The sequence below is a fragment of the Pseudomonas sp. QC2 genome (assembly GCF_002859085.1).
GTDB lineage: Bacteria > Pseudomonadota > Gammaproteobacteria > Pseudomonadales > Pseudomonadaceae > Aquipseudomonas > Aquipseudomonas petroselini.
Genome location: NZ_PKKS01000014.1, coordinates 98,227 through 118,472 on the forward strand (window position 1 = coordinate 98,227; position 20,246 = coordinate 118,472).

General features: G+C 60.6%; 22 protein-coding genes. 10 read left to right on the top strand and 12 right to left on the bottom strand.

From position 1 onward, the window contains the following. Positions 1-105 precede the first annotated feature (105 nt). Positions 106-459 (bottom strand): hypothetical protein, encoded by a 354-nt coding sequence (locus QCBJ_RS13520; RefSeq protein WP_012723373.1) that lies wholly within the window; start codon positions 457-459, stop codon positions 106-108. 156 nt (positions 460-615) lie between these two features. Between QCBJ_RS13520 and QCBJ_RS13525 the strand changes: the two genes are divergently transcribed. Beyond that, positions 616-1,434, top strand: a complete 819-nt coding sequence (locus tag QCBJ_RS13525) for a shikimate 5-dehydrogenase (protein WP_046036840.1) — start codon at positions 616-618, stop codon at positions 1,432-1,434. A gap of 57 nt (positions 1,435-1,491) precedes the next feature. Here QCBJ_RS13525 and QCBJ_RS13530 read toward each other — a convergent pair whose 3' ends face one another. Continuing rightward, a complete protein-coding gene (locus QCBJ_RS13530; protein ID WP_012723375.1) occupies positions 1,492-2,145 on the bottom strand; it encodes a YceH family protein in 654 nt (217 codons plus the stop codon). Positions 2,146-2,261: 116 nt separating this feature from the next. Here QCBJ_RS13530 and QCBJ_RS13535 point away from each other — a divergent pair, with 116 nt between their 5' ends. Beyond that, complete coding sequence (locus tag QCBJ_RS13535; RefSeq protein WP_010211342.1) at positions 2,262-2,771, top strand: DUF1993 family protein; 510 nt, start codon at positions 2,262-2,264, stop codon at positions 2,769-2,771. Positions 2,772-2,840: 69 nt separating this feature from the next. Here QCBJ_RS13535 and sstT read toward each other — a convergent pair whose 3' ends face one another. Continuing rightward, positions 2,841-4,061: a serine/threonine transporter SstT gene (sstT, locus tag QCBJ_RS13540; RefSeq protein WP_046036838.1), complete on the bottom strand. Its 1,221-nt coding sequence runs from the start codon at positions 4,059-4,061 to the stop codon at positions 2,841-2,843. Between the two features lie 227 nt (positions 4,062-4,288). On the opposite strand from sstT, the gene QCBJ_RS13545 reads away from it, so the two are divergent. Beyond that, entirely contained in the window at positions 4,289-5,443 is a 1,155-nt protein-coding gene (locus tag QCBJ_RS13545) for an MFS transporter (protein WP_012723379.1), read from the top strand. A 127-nt stretch (positions 5,444-5,570) separates the two neighbouring features. Here QCBJ_RS13545 and nhaR read toward each other — a convergent pair whose 3' ends face one another. Beyond that, positions 5,571-6,473 (bottom strand): transcriptional activator NhaR, encoded by a 903-nt coding sequence (gene nhaR / locus QCBJ_RS13550; RefSeq protein WP_012723380.1) that lies wholly within the window; start codon positions 6,471-6,473, stop codon positions 5,571-5,573. 134 nt (positions 6,474-6,607) lie between these two features. Here nhaR and QCBJ_RS13555 point away from each other — a divergent pair, with 134 nt between their 5' ends. Continuing rightward, positions 6,608-6,859 (top strand): hypothetical protein, encoded by a 252-nt coding sequence (locus tag QCBJ_RS13555; protein WP_012723381.1) that lies wholly within the window; start codon positions 6,608-6,610, stop codon positions 6,857-6,859. A gap of 28 nt (positions 6,860-6,887) precedes the next feature. Further along, complete coding sequence (locus QCBJ_RS13560) at positions 6,888-7,637, top strand: TerC family protein (RefSeq protein WP_012723382.1); 750 nt, start codon at positions 6,888-6,890, stop codon at positions 7,635-7,637. Positions 7,638-8,277: 640 nt separating this feature from the next. On the opposite strand, the gene QCBJ_RS13565 is transcribed toward QCBJ_RS13560, so the two are convergent. Then, a complete protein-coding gene (locus QCBJ_RS13565) occupies positions 8,278-8,979 on the bottom strand; it encodes a hypothetical protein (protein WP_043205131.1) in 702 nt (233 codons plus the stop codon). Between the two features lie 248 nt (positions 8,980-9,227). Between QCBJ_RS13565 and QCBJ_RS13570 the strand changes: the two genes are divergently transcribed. The 4 genes from QCBJ_RS13570 (at position 9,228) to QCBJ_RS13585 (ending at position 13,048) form a co-directional block, all read left to right on the top strand. After that, positions 9,228-9,926: a glutathione S-transferase N-terminal domain-containing protein gene (locus tag QCBJ_RS13570; RefSeq protein WP_012723384.1), complete on the top strand. Its 699-nt coding sequence runs from the start codon at positions 9,228-9,230 to the stop codon at positions 9,924-9,926. 3 nt (positions 9,927-9,929) lie between these two features. Continuing rightward, positions 9,930-10,772, top strand: a complete 843-nt coding sequence (locus QCBJ_RS13575) for a PhzF family phenazine biosynthesis protein (RefSeq protein ID WP_102061017.1) — start codon at positions 9,930-9,932, stop codon at positions 10,770-10,772. 116 nt (positions 10,773-10,888) lie between these two features. Next, positions 10,889-11,863: a porphobilinogen synthase gene (hemB, locus tag QCBJ_RS13580; RefSeq protein ID WP_102061018.1), complete on the top strand. Its 975-nt coding sequence runs from the start codon at positions 10,889-10,891 to the stop codon at positions 11,861-11,863. A gap of 99 nt (positions 11,864-11,962) precedes the next feature. Beyond that, positions 11,963-13,048, top strand: a complete 1,086-nt coding sequence (locus QCBJ_RS13585; RefSeq protein WP_046035917.1) for a DUF1615 domain-containing protein — start codon at positions 11,963-11,965, stop codon at positions 13,046-13,048. 125 nt (positions 13,049-13,173) lie between these two features. On the opposite strand, the gene QCBJ_RS13590 is transcribed toward QCBJ_RS13585, so the two are convergent. The 4 genes from QCBJ_RS13590 to QCBJ_RS13605 all read right to left on the bottom strand — a co-directional run bounded on the left by QCBJ_RS13590 (position 13,174) and on the right by QCBJ_RS13605 (position 16,895). Continuing rightward, positions 13,174-14,028 carry a DUF4349 domain-containing protein gene (locus QCBJ_RS13590; protein WP_102061019.1) on the bottom strand — a complete coding sequence of 285 codons (855 nt, stop codon included), beginning with the start codon at positions 14,026-14,028 and terminating at the stop codon, positions 13,174-13,176. A gap of 281 nt (positions 14,029-14,309) precedes the next feature. Next, positions 14,310-15,491, bottom strand: a complete 1,182-nt coding sequence (locus tag QCBJ_RS13595; RefSeq protein ID WP_102061020.1) for an acetyl-CoA C-acetyltransferase — start codon at positions 15,489-15,491, stop codon at positions 14,310-14,312. Between the two features lie 11 nt (positions 15,492-15,502). Next, positions 15,503-16,162 (bottom strand): CoA transferase subunit B, encoded by a 660-nt coding sequence (locus QCBJ_RS13600; RefSeq protein WP_032886654.1) that lies wholly within the window; start codon positions 16,160-16,162, stop codon positions 15,503-15,505. Between the two features lie 34 nt (positions 16,163-16,196). Next, positions 16,197-16,895 (bottom strand): CoA transferase subunit A, encoded by a 699-nt coding sequence (locus QCBJ_RS13605; RefSeq protein ID WP_010211319.1) that lies wholly within the window; start codon positions 16,893-16,895, stop codon positions 16,197-16,199. A gap of 134 nt (positions 16,896-17,029) precedes the next feature. Between QCBJ_RS13605 and QCBJ_RS13610 the strand changes: the two genes are divergently transcribed. Continuing rightward, complete coding sequence (locus QCBJ_RS13610) at positions 17,030-17,929, top strand: LysR family transcriptional regulator (RefSeq protein WP_102061021.1); 900 nt, start codon at positions 17,030-17,032, stop codon at positions 17,927-17,929. Positions 17,930-18,029: 100 nt separating this feature from the next. Here QCBJ_RS13610 and QCBJ_RS13615 read toward each other — a convergent pair whose 3' ends face one another. The 3 genes from QCBJ_RS13615 to QCBJ_RS13625 all read right to left on the bottom strand — a co-directional run bounded on the left by QCBJ_RS13615 (position 18,030) and on the right by QCBJ_RS13625 (position 20,159). Then, a complete protein-coding gene (locus QCBJ_RS13615; RefSeq protein ID WP_012723392.1) occupies positions 18,030-18,359 on the bottom strand; it encodes a hypothetical protein in 330 nt (109 codons plus the stop codon). A gap of 505 nt (positions 18,360-18,864) precedes the next feature. After that, positions 18,865-19,710: an NAD-dependent protein deacetylase gene (locus QCBJ_RS13620; RefSeq protein WP_102061022.1), complete on the bottom strand. Its 846-nt coding sequence runs from the start codon at positions 19,708-19,710 to the stop codon at positions 18,865-18,867. An 8-nt stretch (positions 19,711-19,718) separates the two neighbouring features. After that, positions 19,719-20,159 carry a CBS domain-containing protein gene (locus QCBJ_RS13625; protein WP_012723394.1) on the bottom strand — a complete coding sequence of 147 codons (441 nt, stop codon included), beginning with the start codon at positions 20,157-20,159 and terminating at the stop codon, positions 19,719-19,721. Positions 20,160-20,246: the final 87 nt, after the last annotated feature.

A 20,246-nucleotide genomic window follows, 5' to 3' on the forward strand; every position in this document is an offset into this window, starting at 1 on the left:
GCATTGTCCTCGGAACGACCTTGGCGCGATAAATCCAGACTTACCAGACAAAATCCAGGCAAAAAAAGGCCCCGCAACCTGCGAGGCCTGTTTCAGAACAGTCGATTACCAGCCGCGGCCGTAGTAGCCGTGGGGAGGGCCGTAGTAGCCACGCGGTGGGCCGTAATAAACCGGCGCCGGACGGTAGTAAACCTGTTGTTGCACATACACCGGTGGCGGCGGTGCGTAATAGACCGGCGGCGGAGCGGCATACACCGGCTGCGGTTGCACATACACCGGCTGCTGCACATAGACCTCACGCGGCTGGCTGGCAACCACGGAGCCCACGACTGCGGCGCCGACTAAAGCACCCAATACGGCCGGGCCACCCCAACCACCACCGTGGGCGGAGGCTTGGCCTGCCATAGCGAGTGCGCCAACAAGCAAGGCGATCTTGGGGATTGTACGAATCATGGTCATTCCTCGGTTAGCCCCTGCGCTTGTGGTCTGTAATCAATAGACTCAAGTAATGTCGCGGGGATACTTTTAAGACAACGTATTTCTGAAAAACAGCACAGCCGCTAGGTAAAGGTTGTGTAAGGTCTGTACCGATTTGCTTACTCAAAGGAGTTACCCATGCAGATGCACCCCAACAAGGACACTCGGCTGTGCATGTCACTGTCGGCGCGCCCTGGTAATTTCGGCCTGCGTTTTCATAACCATCTGTACGAACAGCTGGGTCTGAACTTCTACTATAAAGCCTTCAGCAGCCAGGATTTGCCCGGCGCGATCGGTGGTATCCGGGCGCTGGGCGTACGCGGCTGCGGGGTGTCCATGCCGTTCAAGGAGGCCGCCATTGCCTTAGTGGACGAACTCGACGATTCGGTTCAAGCCATCGATTCCCTGAACACCATCGTCAACACCGACGGGCACCTCAAGGCCTACAACACCGACTACATCGCCATCGAGCAGTTGCTGAAAAAGCACGCGGTGCCGAAGGACTCCACTTTTGCCCTGCATGGCAGCGGTGGCATGGCCAAGGCCGTGGCCAGTGCCTTGCGCGACGGTGGTTACGCCAATGGCGTCATCGTCGCGCGCAACGAGGCGGCGGGCCGGGCGTTGGCAAAGCATTTGGGTTACGAGTGGCAAGCCGAACTGGGGGACTTGCGCCCGCAGATGCTGATCAACGTCACGCCCATCGGCATGACCGGCGGGCCCGAGGCGCAGGCGTTGGCATTTGAGGCGAATGCTATCGACGCGGCCGACACCCTTTTCGATGTCGTGGCGATCCCCTCCGAAACGCCGCTGATCGTGCGCGGGCGCGCCAAGGGCAAGCGAGTGATCACGGGGTTGGAAGTGATAGCAATCCAGGCGTTGGAGCAGTTTGTGCTTTACACCGGGGTACGACCGACGCAGGAGCAGTTCGAAAAAGCCGTGGCATTCGCCCGAACCTAAAGAGCACTGAAAATCAACTGTGGGAGGGGGCAGGCTCCCTCCCATATTTTTTCCGCGTTACAGCGGCTCCAATTTGGCCAGCCGCTCTTCCAGCAGTGCAATCCGCGCTTCCAGTTCTTCGATGCGTTCCACAGACACGCCACTGCCAGCCCCGCGCTCCACCGGACTCCCGCGTGCCGCGATAATCACCTCGATATCCGCCGGGTCCCCCAACGCATGGGTATAACGATCTTCTCGCTGCCCCGCCTGACGCGGCACCAGTAACGCCAGCCCCCGTGCAATCAGGCGCTCGAGCTGGTGCACCACCTGCTCGGCATCTTCGAAGTCGTGCATGCGCCCGCTGCGGGTCAGCAGTTCATTGACGGTCTGTGGCCCGCGCAAAAACAGCAGCCCGGTCAGGATCACCTGGGCCGGCACCAGTTCCAGCGCCTTGTCCACGCGATGCTCCCAGCGGTCGGCACGGCTGCCCATGACCAAGCGGGTAAAGCCTTGGCCTTCGAGCACACGCAGGCTCTGGCCGACCTGGCCCTGGCTGAGGTTCATCACCGGCTCGCGGCTGGTTTTCTGGTTGCAGGCCAGCACCAGGGCGTTGAGGGTCAAGGGGTAGGTTTCCGGGTTGGTTGCCTGTTTTTCGATCAGGCAGCCCAGGATGCGGATTTCCGTGCTGTTGAGGCGCGGCTCAGGCGTGTCGGTGTCGTGCTCGGCGGTCATCGCGCTTTCCCTATGCTGTGAAGGTCCTTAGCCTAATCCCGAAAAAATAAAAGACAAGCGGCGAGCATGTCTATAATCGCCGCTGGTTCAAACCGTGCCATAACCATGAGACTGCCATGACTATTTCCCTGTACGCCGCCTCCATCCCGGTCTTCAAGCAAATGCTCACCGCCCTGAGCGGCGTGTTGACCAAGGCCGAAGCCCACGCCACCGCCAAGAACATCGAGCCGAACGCCCTGCTGCAAGCGCGCCTGTTCCCGGACATGTTCCAACTGGTGCGCCAGGTGCAGATCGCCGTCGACTTCGCCAAGGGCGTTTCCGCACGCCTGGCCGAGATCGAAGTGCCGAAATATGAAGACACCGAAGTTACCTTCGCCGACCTGCAGGCGCTGATCGCCAAGGTGCTGGCGTTTGTCGATACCATCAAGCCAGAGCAGATCGACGGCAAGGAAGGCATCGAGATCATCACCCGTCCCGGCACGCCGAAAGAGAAGCGCTTCAGTGGCCAGTCCTACCTGCTGACCTACGGCCTGCCGCAGTTCTTCTTCCACGTCACCACGGCTTATGCCTTGCTGCGCCATAACGGTGTGGAAGTGGGCAAGCGCGATTACATGGGCGCTTTCTAAGCATCCAGTCACAAAAAAGCCCGGGGTCGTTCTTCAGTGAACGCCCCCGGGCTTTTTTTCGCCTGGCATTTAAGCCGGTTGTTCTTCCTTGCCCAGGCAAGCAGCCGCGGTGAACAACACGTCAGTCGACGAATTTAGCGCGGTTTCCGCCGAATCCTGCAGCACGCCGATGATGAAACCGACAGCCACCACCTGCATGGCAATCTCACTGGGGATGCCAAACAGGCTGCACGCCAGCGGAATCAGTAGCAGCGAACCGCCAGCCACGCCGGAAGCGCCGCAGGCGCAGATGGCCGCGACCACGCTGAGCAGCACGGCGGTCGGCAGGTCGACGGCAATGCCCAAGGTGTGCACGGCCGCCAGGGTCAGCACGGTGATGGTGATCGCCGCACCGGCCATGTTGATGGTGGCGCCGAGCGGGATCGATACCGAGTAGGTGTCTTCATGCAAGCCCAGGCGTTTGCTCAACGCCAGGTTGACCGGGATGTTCGCCGCCGAACTGCGGGTGAAGAACGCGGTGATCCCGCTTTCGCGCAGGCACATCAGCACCAGTGGGTAGGGGTTGCGGCGCAGCTTCCAGAATACGATGGCCGGGTTGATCACCAGTGCCACGAACAGCATGCAGCCGATCAGCACCAGCAGCAGGTGGGCGTAGCCGAGCAGGGCGCCGAAACCGGAGGTGGCCAGGGTCGATGCCACCAGGCCGAAAATGCCCAGCGGCGCAAAGCGGATCACCACGCGCACGATCAGCGTGACGCCGTTGGACAGGTCGTCGAGCACCGTGCGGGTGGTTTCGCCCGCATGGCGAATGGCAACCCCCATACCGATGGCCCAGGCCAGGATGCCGATAAAGTTGGCATTCATCAGCGCGCTGACCGGGTTGTCCACCACGCTCAGCAGCAGGCTTTGCAGCACTTCACCAATGCCGCCCGGCGCGCTGACAGTCGCGTCATGGGTCGCCAGCACCAACGAAGAGGGAAACCACATGCTCGCGATCACCGCGACCACGGCCGCGGCGAAGGTGCCCAGCAAGTACAGGAACAGGATCGGCTTGATATGGGTTTCCTGGCCGTGCTTATGGTTGGCGATCGACGCCATCACCAGCACAAACACCAGGATCGGTGCCACGGCCTTGAGCGCCGCGACGAAGACCTTGCCGATAAATCCGGTGGCCTTGGCGGCCTCGGGCAACAGCAAGGCCAACAGGATGCCGGCGATCAAGCCAATGACGATTTGCGTGACCAGGCTGACGCGCGCGAGTCGATGCAGGAGGGAAGGGGCAGCAGTCATAAACACTTGTCTCTAGTTTTTGGAGGCACAGCGGCACAGGCGAAAGGGCTGTAGGACGCGGATCGCGAAGTCTAGCATGCTGTAGGAAAAGTCCTTGGTGGTGCGGCATCGCGTCACCCAGGAGCCCAAGCTCTCGCAAAATCCTGTTAAGATTGCGTCCTCTCATTTTTCCTATCCTTCAGCGAGCCCTCAGGGCTGTCGTTGATGTCGTCGTTTCTGGAGTTTTCATGTTGTTTCCCATCCTGCTGCTGTCGGCCGCCGGCTTTACCGTGCTGACCACAGAATTCGTCATCGTCGGCCTGCTGCCGTCCATCGCCCGTGACTTGAACGTCAGTGTGTCCCAGGCTGGGCTGCTGGTGACGTTGTTCGCGTTTACCGTGGCGGCCTTTGGTCCGTTTCTCACGGCGTACTGCGCGCGCTTCCCACGCAAGCGGCTGTTTATCAGCATCCTGATCATGTTTGGCGTGGCCAATACGGTGGCGGCGCTGGCACCGAATATCTGGGTGATGGCGCTGGCGCGGTTGATTCCGGCGTTGGGCTTACCGGTGTTCTGGGCCTTGGCCAGTGAAACCGCAGTGGACATCGTCGGCCCTGAATACGCCGGGCGCGCCATCGAAAAGATCGGTTTCGGTATCGTCTGCGCCACGGTGTTCGGCATTCCGGTCGGCACGCTGATTTCCGATATGTTCGGCTGGCGCAGCGCGTTTGCCATCCTTGCGATCGTGGCGGTGGCCAAGGCCTTGCTGCTGTTTATCTACCTGCCGGTGACCCAACCTAAGAACGATCAAGTGACGTTGCGCTCGCAGTTCAAGATCCTGCGCAATCCGTTGATGCAGGGTCATATCCTGCTGTCGATCCTGGTGTTCAGTGGCATGTTCACGGCGTACACCTACCTGGCCGACATCCTTGAACGCCTGGCCGGTTTCGACGGCACGTTGGTGGGCTGGTGCTTGATGGGCTTTGGTGCAGTCGGGTTGATCGGCAATTCCTTGGGCGGGCGCGCGGTGGACCGCCATCCGTTGATTGCGTCCATGGTGTTCTGCGGCTTTATGATCGCCGGCATGGTCGCGCTGGTGCCGGCGATTCACTCCACCGTCGGCCTGGCGGCGGCGATGGCCGTGTGGGGCGTGACCCAGGCGGCGATGTTCCTGGTCAGCCATGTGCGCTTGATGAAGGCCGCGCCCCACGCGCCGGCGTTTGCCGCGTCGCTGAATATCGCCGGTGCCAACCTGGGGATCGGCCTGGGCGCGATGGTCGGTGGCCATGTGATCGACACCCTCGGCCTGGGCAGCCTGGGCTTTGCCGCGTCCGGGTTTATCCTGGTGTCGATCCTGCTCGCATTGTGGCTGATGACCGCGAAATCGATGTCGACCTGTGCCTGACTCATGTGGGCGCGGGCTTGTTGTGGTGAGCAGGCTTGCCCGGCGCTGGGCCGCGAAGCAGCCCTTGGGTCGGCGGTGAACCCGTCGGGGGACAAGCCCCACTCACCGCAGCACGCCCACATTATGCTCAGGGCAGGGTGGTAAACAGCTCCCGTCGAGCGCCCTCGGTAATCGCCACGATGCCAGGGTGCTTGACCTTGCGCTCCACCGAGATCGCGTAGAACGACTCGGTCACGGCCACGGTCTGGCCAATCAGCGCCACGCCGTACTGGCGCACCACTTCATCGGCAATCACGCTGGGGGCGATAAAGATCCCACTGCCGGATTGACCGAATGCCTGCATCAACGCGCTGTCATCGAACTCGCCGATGATCTTCGGTTGAATCTGCTGCTCGGCAAACCAACGCTGCAAACGGCTGCGCACGACGGTTTCCGCACCCGGAATCAACAGCGGTGCGCCGTGCAGGCACTGTGGGAAATCACCACCGTATGCGTCAGCCAGCGCCTGGGTGGCGAAAAAGCTGATGCCACATTCGCCCAACTTCTGGCTGTAGCCCTTGATGTCCAGATGGGTGGGCATAGGGCTGTCGGAAATCACCAGGTCCAGGCGCTGGATCGCCAGGTCGGCCAGCAGGCGTTCGAGTTTGTCCTCGCGGCAGGTGATACGGATCGGCTCACTCAATTCCATGGTCGGCGCGATCAGCCGGTAGACGATGGACTTGGGCACCACGTCCGCCACGCCGACACGGAACAGGATCTGCTGCTCATCGGGTTGTGCACGCAGCAGGGCCTCCAGTTCGTTGCCGGTCTGGAACATCTGCTCGGCATAGGGCAGGGCCCGGCGCCCGGCTTCGGTCAGTTCAAGCTGGCGCCCGACCCGCTGAAACAGCGCGATACCAAAGGTCTGCTCGAGCAGGCTGATCTGCCCGCTGATCGTCTGGGGCGTGAGGTTGAGTTGCTCACAGGCGCGCACGATGCTGCCGGTCTTGGCCACCACCCAAAAGTAGTGCAGTTGTCGGTAATTGAGCATGACGGCCATCACTTCGTAAAAACCGAAGTATACGCGAGAAAAATACGAATTTTACTGAACTGTTCACCTGCATAGAATGCCTCGCTATCGCGGGGCCACTATTTGGACCCAATGGTTCTAACGAGGAAGACATCATGAAACTCAATTCCCTGGGCACGGCAGCGCTGCTTGCGCTTTCATTGGTGGTGATCAGCGGTTGCGATCAGGTCGAGAAAAGTGCGCAGCAGGTGCTGGGCAAAGCCACCGAGTCGGCCAAGCAAGCAATCGATGACACCCACAAGGCCGCCGAGCAGGCGTTGAGTGAAGCGACAAACGGCCTGATCACGCCACAAAAAAAGGATGATCAGGAAGAAAACGAGTCTGAATCGAACAGCAAAGAAGCCTAACTTCCCCGTACAACGTCAGGACTGACCTATGGATTACCTTTTACAACTGGCTGCCAGCCCCACTGCCTGGATTGCCCTGGCCACCTTGATCGTCATGGAAATCGTGCTGGGCATCGATAACCTGATCTTTATCTCGATCCTCACCAATAAATTGCCGGAGAAGCATCGGGCCAAGGCGCGCCGTATTGGTATCAGCATGGCGTTGATATTGCGCCTGGGCCTGTTGAGCACCATCGCGTTCATCGTGCAACTGACCACGCCGGTGTTCGAAGTGTTCGGCCAGGGCTTCTCGTGGAAAGACATGATCCTGATCGCCGGTGGCTTGTTCCTGGTGTGGAAGGCGACCACCGAGATCCATCACAGCATGGACCCGGAGCCCGAAGAGAAAGCCAGCGTCGGCAATACGGTCGCCATCGGCTTCGCCGCCGCCATCGGGCAGATCCTGCTGCTCGACCTGGTGTTCTCCATCGACAGCATCATCACCGCCGTGGGCATGACCGAGCACCTGCCGATCATGATCATTGCCGTAGTGACCTCGGTGATCGTGATGCTGGTGGCGGCTGAGCCGTTGGCCAAGTTCATCAACGACAACCCGACCGTCGTGATGCTTGCCCTGGGCTTCCTGATCATGATCGGCATGACCCTGATCGCCGAAGGCTTCGGTGCCCATGTGCCTAAAGGCTACGTGTACGCGGCCATGGCGTTCTCCGCAGCGATCGAATGCTTGAACATCGCCCGCCGCAACCGCCACAAACGCTTGCTCGCCGCCCGGCAGTAACAGCAGAAACAGACGGCTCGCTACGCTAACCACGATGCGAAGCGAGCCGCTCTTGATCTTGATGTTGACCCTGCTTTTGATCTCAGGCGCCCCGTCAAACACGCTGGCCGGAATTCGACAGGGATTTGGGGGGTAAACCGGCAGGGATGCCGGTTTAGCCGCCCCGCGCCATGGATGGCGCGTGGCGGCGGCCCCCCAAATCCCTGTCGGATTACGGGCACACCGAGCGTGAGCGAGGTGCCGAGTGTTGGGGCAAGCGCGTTTTGCTTACTTTTGCGCTCTTCAAAAGTGAGCCGCCGTAAGGGCGGAACCCATAGCAGCCGTTACCTAAATAACGGATAGGTACCCGGTCTGATCCAACATCCTGGTCGTCTGCAAGGCCGCCGGCGGGAGCAAGCTCCCTCGCCACAGGTCCAGCGCCATACCCAGGGTGGTGTAGATACCGAGGCCCCGATGGCGCTGAATCAGTCACCTGATGAATCGACTGACACACCGCTATCGGGGGCAAGCCCCCTCCCACATTTGGATCGCGGTCTAACCGTTAGATGGCGCTCGGCTGTCAGGCCGCCACGGGAGCAAGCTCCCTCGCCACAGGTCCAGGAATACCTAAGCTCCCAGAAGCCCAGCCGGCCCTTTGCCGTCAGGATTCCGCGCTGACCTGCGTAGGGTCCGGGCAGCTCTGATCGCCGTTGTTCAAGCCTTGCTTGTAGTTGCGGCTCAGCAGCGAGGCCTTGCCGTTGTGCCACGTCAGCGTCAACACATACAGCGTGTCGTAGTCGCTGCCGGACCAGTCGTGGGTGATGGTGTGTTTTTCCCCCGACGCTTCACTGGCCACCTTGTTGATCAACTCCGGCAGGTAGCCGTGGGACCAGGCGGTGTAGATGATGGAGTTGTGGTATTTGTCCTCGACCAGTTCGTCGGCGAGGGCGCTGGTGTCATTCGCGGAAAACTTGATGTTCACCGGCAGGCCCAACTTGATGGCGCTGGGGCTGATGGTCATCAGGGGCCGAATATAGCTGTAGGAATTGTCTAGCTCGCCTTCCTCGACATTCCGTGTCGGGTTGGCCGCAAAGACGAAATTGGCTTTGCCGAATTTTTCCGGGAGCACCGTGGCCAGGTTCATCGCACGGTTGAGGCCCTGGCAATTGAGTTGGCCCAGGCCACCGGCGGGTTTTTCGCCGTGGCGTAGGAAAACCAGGGTTTGTACCCCATCCACCGGTTCGGCGCTGCTGATGCGCGATTCCAGGGTCAGGCCAACAGCGCCGCCTGCCAGCAGCAGCGGTAACATAATGTATGAATATCGTTTCAGGCGCAGCGCAAGGCACAGAGGCTTGATTGTCATGAGTGTCGAGTCTTCAGTGCATCGGATTAAGGCGGACAAGCCCGGCCCAGTACGCATCCAGCGTCCTGCGGTGTTCCCTGTCGATGTAGCGAGGTGCCTCCATTCACCGGACGAGCGCACTTGAGAGTGCCCATAGGCGTATTGGTTCGCCTGCGAGGGATAATAGCCAGCCGATGTTGCGCATTGATGACCCATGCAGGACACCGTGCGGATGATTATGATGGGGCTTTCTGCCCAGGGACTTCCCAATGAACCCGCTTGCCGCTTTCCCGATCAACAGCAAATGGCCGGCTCAACATCCCGAGCGTTTGCAGCTGTACTCGCTGCCCACGCCCAACGGGGTGAAAGTGTCGATCATGCTCGAAGAACTGGGCCTGCCCTATGAGGCGCATAAAGTCAGCTTCGAGACGCAGGACCAGTTGTCTCCCGAGTTCCTGTCCCTGAACCCCAACAACAAAATCCCCGCCATCATTGACCCCAATGGCCCCAGCGGCCAGCCGCTGGCGCTGTTCGAGTCCGGTGCGATCCTGATCTACCTGGCAGAGAAAACCAGCCAACTGCTTTCCGAAGACCCGGCCACCCGCTATGAAACCATCCAGTGGCTGATGTTCCAGATGGGCGGTATCGGCCCGATGTTCGGCCAACTGGGGTTCTTCAACAAATTTGCCGGCAAGGCCTACGAAGACAAGCGCCCTCGCGACCGCTACGCCGCTGAGTCCCGGCGCCTGCTGGACGTCCTGGAAAAACGCCTGCTGGGCCGCACCTGGATCATGGGCGACGCCTACAGCATCGCCGATATCGCCACCTTTCCGTGGGTTCGCAACCTGATCGGCTTCTATGAATCCGGCGACCTGGTGGGCATTGCCGACTTCCCCAATGTACTGCGCGCGCTGGACGGTTTTGTTGCGCGGCCAGCCGTGATCCGTGGCCTTAATATTCCGAGTTGAAACATGCAGACTTTCGATTTCAAACAGCTGGACGTATTCAGCCACGTGCCGCTCAAAGGCAACCCACTGGCGGTGGTGTTCGATGCCGACAGCCTGTCCGACCGGCAGATGGCGGATTTTGCCAACTGGACCAACCTCAGCGAAACCACGTTCCTGCTGACCCCCCGCGACCCCAGGGCTGACTATCGGGTGCGAATTTTCACCACCCTGCAGGAACTGCCCTTCGCCGGGCACCCGACGCTCGGCAGTTGCCACGCGTGGCTGCAGGCAGGCGGTATTCCACGCGGCGAGGAGATCATCCAGGAGTGCGAAATCGGCCTGGTGCGTATCCGTCGCCAGGGCGATGAACTGGCGTTTATCGCACCGCCATTATTGCGTTCCGGGCCGGTCGAGGCCGCCGTGATAGAGCGCGTGCGTCAGGCGTTGCACGTGGCGCCCGACGCCATTGTGCGCAGCCAGTGGGTCGATAATGGCGCGGGCTGGCTGGCGGTGATGTTGGCCGATCGAAACCAGGTGCTGGACCTGCAACCGGATTACTCGCAACTGCTCGGTTTGGCGGTGGGCGTGATTGCGCCGTGTGACCCCGCTCGCGACGATGTGGACGCGCAGTTCGAAGTGCGTGCCTTTATCGCAGGCGATGGCGCGCAGGAAGACCCGGCCACTGGCAGCTTGAACGCCGGGCTGGCCCAATGGTTGCTCAGCGAGAGCCTGGCGCCCGAGCGCTATGTGGTCAGCCAGGGCACGGCCATAGGACGGGCGGGGCGGATTCACGTTGAGCGCCAGGGCGATGAAATCTGGGTCGGTGGCGCGGTGGCGGTGTGCATCGAAGGGCATGTACGGCTCTAGATCAATAAATTGTTACGGCACACGCAATACACTGTTGGCCCCTTGGCGTTTGTGCTGCCGGGGCCTGGGGCATAAGCTTTCGCCCTAAAGTTTTCTGCCACTTTTTCAGGATATCCATGACCAGCCAGTTCCCCCAAGCCCGTCCACGCCGCCTGCGCCGCTCTCCGGAGCTGCGTGGTTTGTTCCAGGAAAGCGAGTTCACCCTCAACGACCTGGTGCTGCCGATTTTCGTCGAAGAAGACATCGACGACTTCGTGCCCATCACCAGTATGCCGGGCGTGCTGCGTATTCCTGAGAAGAAACTGGCCGGTGAAATCGAGCGCTATGCGCGTGCCGGTATCAAGTCGGTGATGACCTTTGGCGTGTCCCACCACCTGGATGCCAGCGGCAGTGACACCTGGAAAGAGCGCGGCCTGGTTTCGCGCATGTCTTCGATCATCAAGGACTCCGTGCCGGAAATGATCGTGATGTCGGATACCTGCTTCTGCGAATACACCGACCACGGCCACTGTGGCGTGATGCACGGCGCCCATGTCGACAACGATGCGACCTTGGTCAACCTCGGCAAGCAAGCCGTGGCCGCTGCGCGTGCCGGTGCCGACGTCATCGCCCCGTCGGCGGCGATGGACGGCCAGGTCCAGGCGATTCGCCGTGCCCTGGATGACGCGGGCTTCACCCATATCCCCATCATGGCGTATTCCACCAAATTCGCCTCGGCCCTCTACGGCCCGTTCCGCGAAGCCGGCGGCAGTGCGCTCAAGGGCGACCGCAAAAGCTACCAGATGAACCCGATGAACCGCCGCGAAGCCGTGCGCGAATCGCTGCTCGACGAGCAGGAAGGCGCGGATGCGCTGATGGTCAAGCCGGCCGGTGCCTACCTCGACATCATCCGCGACATCCGCGAAGCCTCGCGCCTGCCAGTGGCGGCGTATCAGGTGAGCGGCGAGTACGCGATGATCAAGTTCGGCGCCCAGGCCGGTGCGATTGATGAAGACCGTGTGGTGCGGGAGACCTTGGGCTCGATCAAGCGCGCGGGCGCGGACTTGATCTTCACCTACTTCGCGATGGACCTGGCGTTGGCGGGGATCTAAAGCCACCGCATACTCAAATGTGGGAGGGGGCTTGCTCCCACATTTGCCTGCGTCGTTTGTGGGGTAGTATTTCAATTCCGCCGCCTCAGGAAGCTTTGAATGTCTTCGTCCCGTCTTCCCCTTTTACTCTGTTCGCTACTGGTACTGGCCGGTTGCTCCACCACGCGCAACCCGCAACAGCCGGAGCGTAGCGAGGCCGAGGTGAAGGCGCAGATCGTGCGCTTGCTGCCGGCCAAGGTGTCCGATCGCAATGGTTGGGCCCAAGACATCTACACCGCCTTCGACACCCAGAAAATCTATCCCAGCACGGAAAATATCTGCGCCGTGCTGGCGGTGACCGAGCAGGAATCTACGTACCAAGTCGACCCGCCCGTGCCGAACATGGGCAAGATAGCCCAGGATGAAATCCTGCGGCGTGCCGGAAAAATCCACGTGCCGGCGTTTGTCGTGCGCAGTGCGCTGCAACTGAGTTCGCCCACCGGCAAGACTTACGCCGACCGCCTGAACGCGGCGCGCACGGAGAAGGACCTGAGTGGCATCTTCGATGACTTCATCAGCATGGTGCCCCTGGGTAATACACTGTTTGGCGGTTTCAACCCGGTGCACACCGCAGGCCCGATGCAGGTGAGTATCGACTTCGCGCAGAAACAGGCACGCGGTTATCCCTACACGGTGGACGGCACTATTCGCCGCGAAGTTTTCACCCGCCGTGGTGGCCTGTACTTCGGCATCGCGCACTTGCTCGGTTACCCGGTGAACTATGACCAGCCGCTGTACCGTTTTGCCGACTTCAATGCCGGTTGGTACGCCAGTCGCAACGCCGCGTTCCAGGCCGCCGTCAGCCGTGCCTCGGGTACCGAGTTGGCGCTGGATGGGGATTTGATTCGCTATGGTTCATTGCTACCCGGCACCACCGAACTGGCGGTGCGCTCATTGGGCGCGAAGCTGGATATGCGCAACCCCAGCATCCGCAGCCAACTGGAGCAGGGTGAGCAACTGGATTTCGAGGACACCACGCTCTACAAGCGCGTGTTTGCCCTGGCTGACAAGGCCGCGGGCAAACCGATGCCACGGGCGATCCTGCCAGGCATCGTGCTCAAGAGCCCCAAGATCACCCGCAACCTCACCACCGCATGGTTCGCCAAGCGCGTGGATGAGCGGTATCAGCGTTGCATGAAACGCTGATCAACTGTGTGGTGAGCGGGCTCCTGTGGTAAGCGGGCTTGCTGTGATGAGCGGGCTTCCTGTGGTGAGCAGGCTTGCCCCGCGCTGGGGTGCGTAGCGCCCCCCATCAAGTACGATGCGGTCTATCAGGCATCACTCGGCGGCTCACTCTGCGCCTGCTTCGCACTCCCGCGCGGGGCAAGCCCGTTCACCCCAGGACGGTTCCTCACCACAAAGCGTCGCCACAACCACACCCACAACCACACGACCGGAAACGCCAGGATCACGAACGGCAACACATAGCTTGACCGTTCCAGGGCGTCGGCTGTGCCTTCCACCAGGTTGTCGCCCAGGTTGCTGAACATGCGGCTGAAGCGTGACTGCTGATTGGCGCCGTCAGAGGAGCGGAAATTCAGCGTCACACGGTTGGTGTCGAGACGGCGTTGCTGGCCGGCGGCAACCTGGGCCAGCTCCTGGAGTTCGTTTTCGACAGCGGCCTGTTCCTTGCTCAAGACGATCAGGTCACTGACGGTGATGTCCTTGCGTTTGGCCAACTCATCCAGGCGTTGTTGTTGGGCTTGCAGGCGGTCCTGGCGGCGGCGTACGTCGGCGACGGCATCGGCCAGGTCCTCGGCGGTGGTTATGCGCTGGCCGAGTTTGCCGCCTTCTGCGGCCATCGCAACGATCGGCTCCACACCGGTCGGCGCAATGCGCAGAATGATCTGGCCGCCGCTGCTGTCTTCGGTGATGCCGAGGATATTGCAGGCACCGAAGCGTGCCGTTTCGCAGGCCTCGCGGGTGGCCTGCATACGAGGGGCGAGCAGGGCGCCGGGCAGGGCCAGGCTCAGCTCGTGCTCGTACGCCAGTTGTGCCCCGGCCCGGCCCTGTTCGCCGTTGATCACCGTGGCGCGGGAGTGGTCCTTGGGCGAACAGCCTGCAACGGCCAACGCTGCCAGCAGGAGCAACAGGTAGGGTTTTGGTTTGCCGTCCAAGTGGCGCATTGCTGTTCCTTGGGATCAGGGGGGATTTGACGGCGATTAAAGCGGGTCTGGCGGATTAACGCAAAGCATCGTGGGGCAGAAGTGAGTGGCGCGGGCGCGTTCGGTGTTTGCCGTGCCACGCAGTCGCCCGCTCCCATAGATGGACTGCGTTTTTTCAAGAATCCCACATAAAGAAAAGGCCTGGTTTTCGTGGAACCAGGCCTTTTCCGTGTTGCTCTTTAGTGCAGGGGGCTGCTGCGCAGCCCAGCGGGAGCAAGCTCCCTCGCCACATGCTCCTTGAATCAGCTGCGTTCGAGGGCGAGGGCCACGCCTTGGCCGCCACCGATGCACAGGGTCGCCAGGCCTTTCTTGGCATCGCGTTTGATCATTTCATGCAGCAGGGTCACCAGTACGCGGCAGCCTGAGGCGCCGATCGGATGGCCGATGGCGATGGCGCCACCGTTGACGTTGACCTTGTCGGTGTCCCATTCCAGCTCTTTGCCCACGGCCAGGGATTGGGCGGCGAAGGCTTCGTTGGCCTCGATCAGGTCCAGGTCGCCCAGGCTCCAACCGGCTTTGTCCAAGCAACGGCGAGTGGCCGAAACCGGACCGATGCCCATGATGGCTGGGTCGACGCCGGCATTGGCGTAGCTGGCGATGCGCGCGAGTACCGGCAGGCCGAGGGCCTTGGCCTTGTCGGCACTCATCAGCAGCACCGCAGCGGCGCCATCGTTGAGGCTGGAGGCGTTGCCGGCGGTGACGCTGCCGTCTTTCTTGAAGGCCGGTTTCAGCTTGGCCAGGGACTCGGCGGTGGTGCCGGCGCGCGGCTGTTCATCCACGGCGAAGGCCACCGGGTCGCCTTTGCGCTGGGGAATCAGGATCGGTGTGATTTCGTCGGCAAACCGCCCGGCCTCAATGGCGGCGACGGCTTTTTGCTGGGAAGCCGCGGCGAACGCGTCCTGGGCTTCTCGGCTGATGCCGTATTTGTCGACCAGGTTCTCGGCGGTGATGCCCATGTGGTAATCGTTGAACGCATCCCACAGGCCGTCGGTGATCATGCTGTCGATCATCTTGGCGTGGCCCATGCGTAACCCGGTGCGCGCGGCGGGCAGTACGTAGGGGGCCAGGCTCATGTTTTCCATGCCGCCGGCGATGATCACGTCGGCGTCACCGCAACGAATGGCCTGGGCGCCCAGGTGCAGGGCCTTGAGGCCGGAGCCGCAGACTTTGTTCAAGGTCAGGCTGGGCACGGCGTGGGGCAGGCCGGCAAGGATCGAAGCCTGGCGCGCCGGGTTCTGGCCGCTGCCGGCGGTGAGCACCTGGCCGAGGATTACTTCATCCACTTCGGCCGGGTCCAGGCCGGTCTGTTCCAATAAGCGACGGATCACGGCGGCGCCCAGTTCGGGGGCCGGGATATTCGCCAGCGAACCCTGGAAGCTGCCCACGGCGGTGCGGGTGGCAGCAACAATCACGACGTCTTGCATGGGATCTGTCCTCACTGGAAGTGCATTTCTGGAACGTGGTCCGGGACGATCAGTTTACCGGCGGTCTTGCTCACAATCTCTTCAACGCTGACGCCAGGTGCGCGTTCCTTGAGGACAAAAGCGCCATTTTCGATTTCCAGGTATGCCAGGTCCGTCAGCACACGCTTGATGCAGTTCGCACCGGTCAGCGGCAGGCTGCATTGGCTGAGCAGCTTGGATTCACCGTCCTTGGAGGCGTGGGTCATGATCACGATGATGTTTTCTGCACCGGCCACCAGGTCCATGGCGCCGCCCATGCCTTTGACCAGCTTGCCGGGGATCATCCACGAGGCGATGTTGCCGTGTACGTCGACTTCAAACGCACCAAGCACGGTGAGATCGACGTGGCCGCCACGGATCATTGCAAAGGACTCGGCCGAGGAGAAAATCGACGCACCGATGCGCGCGGTCACGGTCTGTTTGCCGGCATTGATCATGTCGGCATCAATGGTTTCTTCAGTCGGGAACGGTCCCATGCCGAGCAGGCCGTTTTCCGATTGCAGCATGACTTCCATGCCTTCGGGGATGTAGTTGGCAACCAGGGTCGGAATGCCGATGCCCAGGTTCACGTAGAAACCGTCCTGCATTTCGCGGGCGACGCGTTGAGCCATTTGTTCGCGGGTAAGAGCCATTTTATGAGTCCTTATTGTTCGGGCTGGGGGCGGATTATTTGCGCACGGTGCGCTGTTCGATGCGCTTCTCGAACGTGCCGCAGATGATCCGGTCGACGTAGATGCCAGGGGTGTGGATCTGCGCCGGGTCCAGCTCGCCCGGTTCGACGATTTCTTCGACTTCGACCACGGTGATCTTGCCGGCGGTGGCGGCCAGCGGGTTGAAGTTCTGAGCGGTGTGGCGATAGATGACATTGCCGAAGTGGTCGGCTTTCCAGCCTTTGACGATGGCGAAGTCACCGGTGATGGATTCTTCCATCAGGTACGGGCGGCCGTTGAATTCGCGGGTTTCCTTGCCTTCGGCGACCGGGGTGCCGACGCCGGTAGCGGTGAAGAAAGCGGGAATGCCGGCACCGCCTGCGCGCATTTTCTCGGCCAGGGTGCCTTGGGGGGTCAGCACCACTTCGATTTCGCCGCTGAGCAATTGCTTCTCGAACAGTGCGTTTTCGCCGACGTAGGAGGCGATCACCTTGCTGATCTGCTTTTCTTCCAGCAGCACGCCCAGGCCAAAACCGTCGACGCCGCAGTTGTTGGACACCACGGTCAGGTCGCGGGTGCCTTTGCGCTTGATCTCGGCGATGAGGTTTTCCGGAATGCCGCACAGGCCAAAACCACCGGAGAGCACGGTCATGCCGTCTTCCAGGCCTGCCAGCGCTTCTTCATAGGACGCCACGCGTTTATCGAAACCTGCCATATGCACCTCTTTTTCTTGTGTGTGGGCCAGCCAATGAACCGAGTGTTGCTCCGACGGATTGATTTGTTAAGTTGTTTTTTAAGGTTGATTGATTTAGAAAACAGCATAGTCGACCCGCCGCCCGGAGCAACCTCATGACCGTCAAACAGATGCGCGCGTTTCTCGCCGTGGCCCAGAGCCTGAGTTTTGCTGCCGCCTGCGAGCGCCTGCACCTTTCCCAGTCGGCGCTGAGCCTGACCATCAAGGGCCTTGAAGAAGGCCTGGGTGGGCGCCTGTTCAGCCGCAATACGCGCAATGTAGCGCTGACACCCGAAGGCGAATCCCTGCTTCCGCTGGCACGCCGGCTGATTGCCGATTGGGACAACGCCGAGGATGAGCTGCGCCAACGGTTCACGCTGCAGCGTGGGCGAGTCACGGTCGCGGCGATGCCGTCGTTTGCGGGCAACTTGTTACCGCCGATCCTGAAGATATTCCGCGCACGTTACCCGCAGGTGAACGTGACGGTGCATGACTTGATCAACGAGCAGGTGCTGGAGATGGTGCGTGACCGCCAGGTGGAGTTGGGCGTGGCGTTCGAGCCGTCAGAAGGGTCGTCGCTGGCGTTCACGCCGTTGTACCTGGACCGCTTCATCGCTGTGGTGCCCGGTGATTCGCCGTTGGCGGGGTGTGCCGAAATCGATTGGAATACCTTGCTGGAGCAGCCGTTCATCACCTTGCAACGGCCGTCCACGGTACGGGTGATGCTGGAAGAACACTTGGGCGCTCTAAAGATGAAGCTGCCGGTCGCACTGGAAAGCCATCAATTGGCGACGGTGGGCAAGATGGTTGCCAGCGGGCTTGGCGTCAGCGCGGTACCCGCGTTGTGCGCACGGCAGATGGAAGAGGCGGGTGCTCATTGCATCACTTTGACCGACCCGGTGATCGAGCGACCGATTGGGGTATTGACCAAGCCGGGGCATGAGCTGTCAGCGGCGGCGCAGGCGTTGTTTGATATTTTTCAGGATGAGGCCGCGAAAGGCCGGTTTCCGCTCTGATCACTGCAGGCGCCGGCTGTTGTTGATAACAGAATAACGATGGCAATAAAAAAGTCCGCTCGGCTTACCGGGCGGACTTAATGTGTTAATTAGTTTCTTATCAGCAGTATCTATCAATTACCTTAACGTGCGATTGGCCCTTGAGGTTCTGCCATTCGGTGTTAAGTGTGTGGAAGACTTGCTCGATAAAATTACGATCGGCTGCCGCTTTCTTACCAACATAACCCTGGCCGCGACGGTAAACCTTCAGGCGCGCTGCCAGTTCGCGGTGATTGCGGTCGAACTCGGCCTCTTCGGTATTGGGCTCCAGGCAGTCAAGTTGCACTTCGCCCGATTTGCCAATCCACAGGATATGGTCGTCGAGTGTGTCTTTCTGCGCTGCGAACATCTCAGCCAATTCATCGATAGTTGGTTGGTTGTTCAGATTCATGTGTAAGCCCCTTGACCAGTTGGCGATCTATCAGTTGGTTCGTTAAAACTTCGTTAGTTGTCTCCGGTTGCGAAAACCGGGCGTCAGCAACGGTCTGCCGAATACGGGCAGGGTCTTGAACCTGATGCATGTAGTCTTGCTGATGAGCTGCTACGCAATGCTTTCATAACGAAGACAAGCCGCATTTGAGCGCCTTGTACCAAGCCCTTTGGGCCGGTCAGCTTCATCAATCCGCCTTGTGGGCAGTGCACATCCGGAAAAAACAGCTCGGCGGTCAGACGAGCTTGTTCAAAACGCTGGTTGCCAATGCTCCCGATCCGGGAGACGTCTCGATAATGCAAGGACAAAATCGTTACGTCAACGGTTATGTAGTGATTATTTTTGCTCACTACACAAATTGCTGTAGGGACGGGAGAATGCGGGAAAACGTGACTTGAGCGTCATTTTTTGTGCGGTGGGTCGCGAGACTGAGAGGGCAAACTCAACACCGTTCAATGTGGTTGTGCTAGCCGAGTCGATCGACCAACAACGGCAACAACCGCTCGCACGATGCCTCGATTTTCACCTGCAGCAGTTCATCCCCCCGGGTCTTGCCCAGGTTGATGGCAATCACGGGCTTGCCGTGGTCGACCATCGCTTTGCACAAGCGAAACGCCGAATAGGCCATGAGCGATGACCCTACCACCAGCAACCCCTCGGCACGTCCTACCGCAGCCATCGCCCTGGCCGCTGTCGCCGGCGCGACGTTCTCACCAAAAAACACCACATCCGGCTTCAAGCGCTCGCCATTGCAATGGGGACAGTGGGGGACGTGGAAGTGTTCTTCAAAGGCTGGGTCGAGCAAGGTGTCGCCATCCGGGGCCTGCACGGCATGGACTTGCGCCAGATAGGGATTGTCGATTTCCATCTGCCGCTGGATCACACCGCGCTCGCTGCGCTGTTGGCAGTCCAGGCACAGCACCCAATGCAGGCTGCCGTGCAGTTCGATCACATCGTGGCTGCCGGCCTGATCATGCAGGGTGTCGACGTTTTGTGTGATCAGCCCGCTGATGCGCTCGCGCTGCTGCAAGGTTGCCAACGCCAGGTGTGCCTGGTTCGGTTGCGCAATGCGTACCCTTGGCCACCCCAGCATCGCCCGTGCCCAATAACGGCGACGTGCCTGCGGGGTGGCGAGGAACTCCTGGTACATCATCGGTGCCCGGCCTCGGCGCACGCCTTCGCTGTCGCGGTAATCGGGAATGCCCGACGACGTGCTGATCCCCGCACCGGTCAACACCAGAAAACGCCGTTCGGCCATGGCCCGGTGCAGGGTGTCGAGGTGGTCCTCTTGATGTTCCAGCGTGTCAAGCATGGGGTCCCCTATTCGCCGCGGATGTACTGCTCCAGCTGTTTGATCAGGTCAGCCTGGTCGGCGATGGCTTCTTTGACCAAGTCGCCGATGGACAGCAGGCCCAGCAGTTTGCCGTCTTCGACCACCGGCAGGTGACGCAGGTGACTGTCGGTCATGATGTTCATGCACTCATCGACCTTTTTATGGGAGTCGACGGTGATCACCGGAGAACTCATGACTTCATCGACCCGAGTGGTGACCGACGACAGGCCTTTGAGGATGAGTTTACGTGCGTAATCACGTTCGCTGATGATCCCTACCACCACGCCTTCCTTGATGACCGGCAAGGCCCCGACGTTTTTCTCCGACATCCGGACCAGTGCTTCAAACACGGTGTGGTCGTGTTTGATGGTATGGACCTCCTGGTTTTTCTGGTCCTTGCTTTTGAGCACTTGTGCAACGGTTTTCATGGCGGCCACTCCGGTGTTGTTGTTAGTTAGTCAGGGTCCCCTTACAGAATCCTAGACGGCCCACGCCGAGGCAAGGTCCAAAGCGGC

Bases quoted from the DNA above. Each gene is read 5' to 3' on its own strand.
- QCBJ_RS13520 (WP_012723373.1), bottom strand. From the start codon at position 459: ATGACCATGATTCGTACAATCCCCAAGATCGCCTTGCTTGTTGGCGCA.
- QCBJ_RS13525 (WP_046036840.1), top strand. From the start codon at position 616: ATGCAGATGCACCCCAACAAGGACACTCGGCTGTGCATGTCACTGTCG.
- QCBJ_RS13530 (WP_012723375.1), bottom strand. From the start codon at position 2,145: ATGACCGCCGAGCACGACACCGACACGCCTGAGCCGCGCCTCAACAGC.
- QCBJ_RS13535 (WP_010211342.1), top strand. From the start codon at position 2,262: ATGACTATTTCCCTGTACGCCGCCTCCATCCCGGTCTTCAAGCAAATG.
- sstT (WP_046036838.1), bottom strand. From the start codon at position 4,061: ATGACTGCTGCCCCTTCCCTCCTGCATCGACTCGCGCGCGTCAGCCTG.
- QCBJ_RS13545 (WP_012723379.1), top strand. From the start codon at position 4,289: ATGTTGTTTCCCATCCTGCTGCTGTCGGCCGCCGGCTTTACCGTGCTG.
- nhaR (WP_012723380.1), bottom strand. From the start codon at position 6,473: ATGCTCAATTACCGACAACTGCACTACTTTTGGGTGGTGGCCAAGACC.
- QCBJ_RS13555 (WP_012723381.1), top strand. From the start codon at position 6,608: ATGAAACTCAATTCCCTGGGCACGGCAGCGCTGCTTGCGCTTTCATTG.
- QCBJ_RS13560 (WP_012723382.1), top strand. From the start codon at position 6,888: ATGGATTACCTTTTACAACTGGCTGCCAGCCCCACTGCCTGGATTGCC.
- QCBJ_RS13565 (WP_043205131.1), bottom strand. From the start codon at position 8,979: ATGACAATCAAGCCTCTGTGCCTTGCGCTGCGCCTGAAACGATATTCA.
- QCBJ_RS13570 (WP_012723384.1), top strand. From the start codon at position 9,228: ATGAACCCGCTTGCCGCTTTCCCGATCAACAGCAAATGGCCGGCTCAA.
- QCBJ_RS13575 (WP_102061017.1), top strand. From the start codon at position 9,930: ATGCAGACTTTCGATTTCAAACAGCTGGACGTATTCAGCCACGTGCCG.
- hemB (WP_102061018.1), top strand. From the start codon at position 10,889: ATGACCAGCCAGTTCCCCCAAGCCCGTCCACGCCGCCTGCGCCGCTCT.
- QCBJ_RS13585 (WP_046035917.1), top strand. From the start codon at position 11,963: ATGTCTTCGTCCCGTCTTCCCCTTTTACTCTGTTCGCTACTGGTACTG.
- QCBJ_RS13590 (WP_102061019.1), bottom strand. From the start codon at position 14,028: ATGCGCCACTTGGACGGCAAACCAAAACCCTACCTGTTGCTCCTGCTG.
- QCBJ_RS13595 (WP_102061020.1), bottom strand. From the start codon at position 15,491: ATGCAAGACGTCGTGATTGTTGCTGCCACCCGCACCGCCGTGGGCAGC.
- QCBJ_RS13600 (WP_032886654.1), bottom strand. From the start codon at position 16,162: ATGGCTCTTACCCGCGAACAAATGGCTCAACGCGTCGCCCGCGAAATG.
- QCBJ_RS13605 (WP_010211319.1), bottom strand. From the start codon at position 16,895: ATGGCAGGTTTCGATAAACGCGTGGCGTCCTATGAAGAAGCGCTGGCA.
- QCBJ_RS13610 (WP_102061021.1), top strand. From the start codon at position 17,030: ATGACCGTCAAACAGATGCGCGCGTTTCTCGCCGTGGCCCAGAGCCTG.
- QCBJ_RS13615 (WP_012723392.1), bottom strand. From the start codon at position 18,359: ATGAATCTGAACAACCAACCAACTATCGATGAATTGGCTGAGATGTTC.
- QCBJ_RS13620 (WP_102061022.1), bottom strand. From the start codon at position 19,710: ATGCTTGACACGCTGGAACATCAAGAGGACCACCTCGACACCCTGCAC.
- QCBJ_RS13625 (WP_012723394.1), bottom strand. From the start codon at position 20,159: ATGAAAACCGTTGCACAAGTGCTCAAAAGCAAGGACCAGAAAAACCAG.